Below are 6,449 nucleotides of genomic sequence, written 5' to 3' on the forward strand. Positions count from 1 at the left end.
TTATATCCCTATTTTTTCTGACCACGATAATGGCACTTTACTTAATTTTTGTTGATTTTTTTCGTATTGTTGCCACATTTTCTGATAAATCTCGCCAGTAACTGGGTGTGAAAGGTTTCCGGCAATTTCGGCGAGAGGCCATAGCACAAAAGCATTTTTGCTTATTTCATCTCGGGGAATTTGAGCGGGCTGCTCAGCGACTATGTTGTCATACAATAATAAATCTAAATCTAACGTTCTTGGGCTAAATTTTTTAGCATTTTCGAGGCGACCATTATCATATTCAATTGCTCGTAACTCGCGTGTAACTTCAGCCAAAGATAATTCAGTTGTTGCACCTATTACCATATTATAAAAAGGCTTACCGGCAAAACCAACCGCCTCACTTTCAAATAAGGATGACAACGTTAACGGGCTGAACAATTTAGCTAAAGCATCAAGACCTTTTTCAACATGATATTGACGATTAATATTACTACCCAATGAAATATAGATTTCAGCCATTAGCTAGACTTACCATTAATCGCTTGGCCACGTTCTATTTCAACACCAACCGTAGTGGCATTATGCACAGCATTTGGCTTCATTAATTTCAACTTTAACCATGGGATGTGATATTGCGCCATTAAAAACGTTGCAATACGTTCAGCAAGTGTTTCAATTAAATCAACTGGGTTGTTATTAGCAAACGTAACAAGCTCTTCAGATATTGTCGCGTAATCGAGTGTCTTATCAAGCTCATCATTTTCAGCAGCGATGGCAGTATTCCACCCCATGGCGAGATCAACCACTAAAGTTTGCTTAATTTCTTTTTCCCATTGATAAAACCCTATGGTTGTTTGAAAGGTTAACCCCTCAATATAAACTTTATCCACGCTAAACCCTTTAAATACCCAACAATTGTTAAGGAGATTGCTATAACTTTACTGAGCAAAAACCACGTATGTCTTGCTTTACAAAATAAATGGCGAGTTTACCTGTGTAGGCCTAGAAAAACTAGTAAACAACACGCTACAATGTTGAAAATCTGTTATTTATTATATTAAGCAGTTTTGCAAAAAATCAGATATATTCTCAAGCAGTATGGTTTGTAAACCATCCTCTTGAATATAAAAAGGATTTATTATCAGTAGTTTACTTATTACATTGCTCATGATGATTGTGGCTTACTTAGTAGGTTCAATTTCTAGTGCCATTTTACTTTGTAAACTTTTCCGCCTGCCCGACCCTCGTACTGCCGGCTCTCACAACCCTGGAGCCACTAATGTTTTACGTATTAGTAATAAATTTATTGCTGCTCTAGTATTATTTTTTGATATTTTAAAAGGCACTTTGCCTGTTTGGGGTGGATACTTTTTAGGTTTAGAACCACTTTATTTGGGCATTATTGCGGTAGCGGCATGTTTAGGACATATGTACCCGATATTTTTTCAATTTTCTGGAGGTAAGGCCGTTGCAACAGCATTTGGCGTACTATTGCCTATTGGCTTAGATTTAGGCGGACTATTAGTTTTAACTTGGCTATTGGTGGCGAAAACAACACGGTATTCCAGTTTAGCGGCAATTGTAACGGTTTCACTGGCACCACTTTATACTTGGCTGTTAAAACCAATATACGTTTACCCTGTACTCATGCTGTCAGGGTTGATCATCTTCCGTCACAAGGAAAATATTGTCAGACTTATTAAAGGCACAGAAAGCAAAATATCTTTCAGTAAAAAATAAGCACTCTCTCTATTCTAGAATTAAGCAGCCTTTATACTGGTGGCAAGGTATCCAAAGGCCAGCGTGGCGTCGCTTTAAATGTTAAATCGGTATCAACACCTGATTTCAAACGTTGTAACCCTGCATAAGCTATCATAGCGCCATTATCAGTACAAAATTCAGGTCTAGGGTAGAAAACTTCACCACCAAGCTTTTTAGTGATTTCCGCTAATTTTTCTCTTAATACACTATTCGCACTAACACCACCAGCAATCACCAGACGATTGAGCCCACACTGCTTTAATGCACGCTTACACTTTATTGCTAAGGTATCAACTACCGCTTCTTGGAAGGCATATGCTATATCGGCTTGCGTTTGTGCTTTTTGCTCAGGCGTTAACGTTTCGCTGTCTTCTTTTCGAATAGTATTAGCTGCAAATGTTTTCAAGCCGCTAAAACTAAAATTTAGACCTGGCTTATCAGTCATTGGACGCGGAAACTTATAACGCCCTTTTCTACCCGCTTCTGCCATTTTTGCCAGCACAGGGCCACCAGGGTAATCTAAGCCTAATAGTTTTGCTGTTTTATCAAAAGCTTCACCAGCGGCATCATCAACCGACTCACCTAATAATTCATATTTCCCGATACCGTCAACGCGCACTAACATGGTATGACCGCCAGAAACGAGTAATGCAACAAATGGAAAATCAGGCACATTATCTTCCAACATAGGGGCAAGTAAGTGTCCTTCCATATGATGCACTGGTACGGCTGGCAAATCCCAACCATAAGCTAAACTTCGGCCGATAGAACACCCAACTAATAATGCTCCGACAAGCCCTGGCCCCGCAGTATATGCAACACCGTCTAAATCAGCAGGGGTTAAATTAGCGTCAGACAAGACCTCTTTGATAAGCGGGATAGTTTTACGAACATGATCACGTGAAGCCAACTCTGGTACTACACCACCGTAATCAGCGTGAACAGCAATTTGACTATATAGTCTGTGTGCAACAATTCCTTCAGGTAAATCACCTTGGCCGTCATCGTAAATTGCAATGCCGGTTTCATCACAGGAGGTTTCAATACCTAAAATTCGCATAATTTTTACCTAAAAGCCTTACATCAAAATAGAAAATAGACAGATCGTATTAAGATTACGTTTACTGTTGTCATTTTGCCGAGATTCTACCTAGCGACTGGCAAACTTTCAATTTATAGCGTCAAAGATATTAAAATACTTCATTTGTTATGCACCATTTATAAAAATGCGATGGTTATTCCTCTCTTTTCATCGACAAATAACGTAGCGAGCAGATAATTAACTGAAAACACCATTACTGCTTTACATTGTTATATCGTTCGCATTAGAATACGTCACCAATTTTTGAATAGAGCGGATGAAGATAAGGCAATTGGCCGAAGTCATTCATCGATTTATATAGATACATACTAAGGTAATACAGTACATGCCAGTGATTAAAGTAAGAGAAAACGAACCATTTGACGTTGCACTACGTCGTTTCAAACGTTCATGTGAAAAAGCAGGTATTCTTTCTGAAGTTCGCCGTCGCGAGTCTTACGAAAAGCCAACTTGGGAACGTAAGCGTAAAAAAGCAGCAGCAGTAAAACGTGCAGCTAAAAAAGTTTCTCGTGAGAACGCTCGCCGCGTTCGCATGTACTAAGATTTCTTAGTATTTTATAAGTCAACTGAGTTAACTTAAGAGAAAATAAAATCATGAGTCTACTTAGCCAGCTTAAAGATGAAATGAAAATTGCCATGCGTGCCAAAGACAAAGTTCGTCTTGGCGTAATTCGTATGGCATTATCTGCAGTTAAACAGGCAGAAATCGATCACAATACTGAAGCAAGCGATGAGAATATTATTGCGGTGATAACCAAAATGGTTAAACAACGTAAAGAATCTATCAAAATGTTTAGTGAAGGTGGTCGCGATGAATTAGCAGCTAATGAAGCTGCAGAAGTTGTCGCTTTAGAAGATTTTTTACCACAACCGTTAACTACAGATGAAATTGAGCAACTGATTGCAAAAGCAATTACCGATACTAGTGCAGCCTCAATGGCAGACATGGGTAAAGTAATGGCGGTATTAAAACCGTTAATGCAAGGCAAAGCAGACTTAGGCGCAGTAAGCGGCCAAGTTAGAGCAGCCCTCAACAGTTAATCAAATATGCTATTGAGCAACTTGCTCAAAAAATACTAAACCGCGACTGCTTAGGCCTCGCGGTTTTATTTTAATTAGCGTACAAAAATCCACTATTTTACCTAGCTTATTTGTGTAAAATAGAACTTTACTTCGACCAATAGGCAGTTATGGCAGGCATGATCCCCCGACAATTTATTGATGATTTATTGGCTCGTGCCGATATCGTTGAATTAATTGACTCGCGCGTGCCATTAAAAAAAGCCGGTAAAAATTACCAAGCTTGTTGCCCATTCCATACCGAAAAATCGCCGTCTTTTAGTGTCAGTCAAGATAAGCAGTTTTATCACTGTTTCGGCTGTGGAGAACACGGTAATGCTATTTCATTTTTAATGGAATTTGACCGTTTAGAGTTTCCAGACGCCGTAGAAGAGCTTGCTTCCCATTACAATATGGACGTACCACGCGAGCAATCAAACCGCACTCCTGCCCAGCAAAAACAAGATCAAAAAGTTTACCTGCAAAAGCAAGATGATTACGAGCTGATGGCACAAATCAGCCGCTTCTTTCAGCAACAATTAAAAGCAGCAGAAGATAAAGATGTTGCCATTAACTACTTAAAAGGTCGTGGTTTAAGTGGTGAAATTGTCAAACGGTTTGGTATCGGTTATATCAGCGATGCATGGGACGGCATGATGAAAGTATTTGGCCGTAGCAGCCAAATCAATCAACAATTAGTTGATTTAGGTATGGCGATTCAAGGCGATAAAAACCGACCATACGATAGATTTAGAGGTAGAATACAATTTCCAATCCGTGATAAACGTGGTCGCGTTATTGGCTTTGGTGGCCGAGTATTGGGCGATGGTACACCCAAATACCTAAACTCACCGGAAACCAGAATTTATCATAAAGGCCAAGAACTCTATGGCCTATATGAAGCAAAACAGGCAAGTAAACAATTAACTAGATTAGTTGTAGTTGAAGGTTATATGGATGTTGTTGCCCTTGCACAACATGGCGTTGATTATGCTGTAGCTTCTCTTGGTACCGCAACTACCCCTGAGCAATTACAAACATTGTTTCGAACAGTAAAAGAAGTTATCTGTTGCTACGATGGTGATAGAGCCGGACGTGATGCAGCATGGCGAGCCATGGACAATGCTTTGCCGATGATTCAAGACGGCTATAGCTTGAAGTTTGTTTTCTTACCTGATGGCGAAGATCCTGATTCCCTAATTAGAGAACAAGGTCAAACTGCTTTCGAAAATATATTAGACAAAGCGACACCATTATCACAATTTTTATTCGACCACCTATTATCACAACTTGATATGTCATCCGCGGAAGGCAAAGGCGCAGCAGTTGGTGCCTTCCAACCCTACTTAGCTAAGCTACCAGAAAGTAACCTTAAAGACGCGATTGTCACTAAGTTGGCGAATCAGTTTGGCGCAAACAATGAAATGCAGTTAAAAAAATTGCAGCAAAGTTTTACCCAAAAAGACAACAATAAACCCAAATCAGGTAAAACTAAAATAACACCAGTAAGACTGGCTATTGCATTATTACTAGAGCATCCCCATATAGTAGAAGTATTACCAGACCCAGCAATTTTACAGCAATTAAATATGCCGGGAATTCCACTATTGAACCAGCTTTTAGCGCTGTGTAAACAAAATTCAAAAGTGAATAGTGCGCAATTGATTGAACACTTTAGGGGCCAGGAAGCCGGAAAACAGTTAACGAAGTTGATGTGTTTAGAGCATCATGTTGAACCAGAAAATGCAGAAAGTATGTTTCTTGACTTAATTGAGAACTTTTTAAATGTTTTTATTGAGCAAAGAACAGAGCAATTACTGGAAAAAGAACGTAACGGCGGCTTAAATAAAACCGAGAAGCAAGAACTACACGGTTTACTAAGCGCATAAAATTAATATAGTTGTACTATATTTAAACAAATAGAAGCACAGTTTTTCGCTGGTAATATAGTAAACATTTCGCTATAATTTCCGGCTTACTGTTGTATTTTTGATAGCCATAAATAGGTGGACACTCGTCAATGGATCAAGCCCCACAATCTAGACTTAAAGAGTTAATAACCAAAGGTAAAGAGCAAGGTTATTTAACTTTTGCAGAAGTTAACGATCATCTCCCTCAGGATATTATCGATTCCGATCAAGTTGAAGACATCATTCGAATGATTAACGACATGGGTATTCAGGTGTTTGAAAACGCACCGGATAACGACACGTTAATGATGAGTGAAGCAAACACTGATGAAGATGCAGCTGAAGCTGCAGCACAAGCGCTTGCTACTGTCGAAAGTGAAATCGGTCGCACTACTGACCCTGTGCGTATGTATATGCGTGAAATGGGTACAGTTGAACTTCTAACACGTAAAGGCGAAATTGTAATCGCTAAACGTATTGAAGAAGGTATCAAAGAAGTACAACGCAGTGTTTCTGAATATCCGCCAGCAATTAATTATTTGCTAGAGCAATGGGATAACTTTGAAGCTGAAGAAGTACGCTTAAGCGACATTATTGTTGGTTTCCTTGACCCTGACGCTGAAGATGAAGAA

The 6,449-nt window shown here is 39.3% G+C and carries 8 protein-coding genes; 5 read left to right on the forward strand and 3 right to left on the reverse strand.

Going from position 1 to position 6,449, the window contains the following annotated elements:
- On the reverse strand, positions 1-504 hold the full coding sequence (folK, locus tag AC27E9_RS08525; protein WP_487129157.1) for a 2-amino-4-hydroxy-6-hydroxymethyldihydropteridine diphosphokinase: 504 nt from the start codon (positions 502-504) through the stop codon (positions 1-3).
- Positions 504-875 carry a dihydroneopterin aldolase gene (gene folB / locus AC27E9_RS08530; protein WP_487129159.1) on the reverse strand — a complete coding sequence of 124 codons (372 nt, stop codon included), beginning with the start codon at positions 873-875 and terminating at the stop codon, positions 504-506. Before folB ends, folK begins: the two co-directional genes overlap by 1 nt.
- A 265-nt stretch (positions 876-1,140) precedes the next feature.
- Here folB and plsY point away from each other — a divergent pair, with 265 nt between their 5' ends.
- Entirely contained in the window at positions 1,141-1,725 is a 585-nt protein-coding gene (gene plsY, locus AC27E9_RS08535; protein ID WP_487129197.1) for a glycerol-3-phosphate 1-O-acyltransferase PlsY, read from the forward strand.
- Positions 1,726-1,756: 31 nt separating this feature from the next.
- Here plsY and tsaD read toward each other — a convergent pair whose 3' ends face one another.
- The gene (gene tsaD, locus AC27E9_RS08540) at positions 1,757-2,806 is read right to left on the reverse strand and encodes a tRNA (adenosine(37)-N6)-threonylcarbamoyltransferase complex transferase subunit TsaD (RefSeq protein ID WP_487129161.1); all 1,050 of its coding nucleotides are present in this window, start codon (positions 2,804-2,806) and stop codon (positions 1,757-1,759) included.
- Between the two features lie 367 nt (positions 2,807-3,173).
- Here tsaD and rpsU point away from each other — a divergent pair, with 367 nt between their 5' ends.
- The 4 genes from rpsU to AC27E9_RS08560 form a co-directional block, all read left to right on the forward strand.
- Complete coding sequence (rpsU, locus tag AC27E9_RS08545; RefSeq protein WP_011045067.1) at positions 3,174-3,389, forward strand: 30S ribosomal protein S21; 216 nt, start codon at positions 3,174-3,176, stop codon at positions 3,387-3,389.
- A 53-nt stretch (positions 3,390-3,442) separates the two neighbouring features.
- A complete protein-coding gene (locus AC27E9_RS08550) occupies positions 3,443-3,889 on the forward strand; it encodes a GatB/YqeY domain-containing protein (RefSeq protein WP_487129163.1) in 447 nt (148 codons plus the stop codon).
- A gap of 149 nt (positions 3,890-4,038) precedes the next feature.
- A complete protein-coding gene (gene dnaG, locus AC27E9_RS08555) occupies positions 4,039-5,796 on the forward strand; it encodes a DNA primase (RefSeq protein WP_487129165.1) in 1,758 nt (585 codons plus the stop codon).
- Positions 5,797-5,927: 131 nt separating this feature from the next.
- Positions 5,928-6,449, forward strand: a 522-nt coding sequence (locus tag AC27E9_RS08560) for an RNA polymerase sigma factor region1.1 domain-containing protein (RefSeq protein WP_487129167.1), incomplete at its 3' end; no start/stop codon positions are given.

This window comes from Colwellia meonggei (assembly GCF_057537295.1).

Excerpts from the sequence above, each read along its gene's own strand:
- tsaD (WP_487129161.1), bottom strand. The coding sequence starts at position 2,806 with ATGCGAATTTTAGGTATTGAAACCTCCTGTGATGAAACCGGCATTGCA.
- rpsU (WP_011045067.1), top strand. The coding sequence starts at position 3,174 with ATGCCAGTGATTAAAGTAAGAGAAAACGAACCATTTGACGTTGCACTA.
- AC27E9_RS08550 (WP_487129163.1), top strand. The coding sequence starts at position 3,443 with ATGAGTCTACTTAGCCAGCTTAAAGATGAAATGAAAATTGCCATGCGT.
- dnaG (WP_487129165.1), top strand. The coding sequence starts at position 4,039 with ATGGCAGGCATGATCCCCCGACAATTTATTGATGATTTATTGGCTCGT.
- folK (WP_487129157.1), bottom strand. The coding sequence starts at position 504 with ATGGCTGAAATCTATATTTCATTGGGTAGTAATATTAATCGTCAATAT.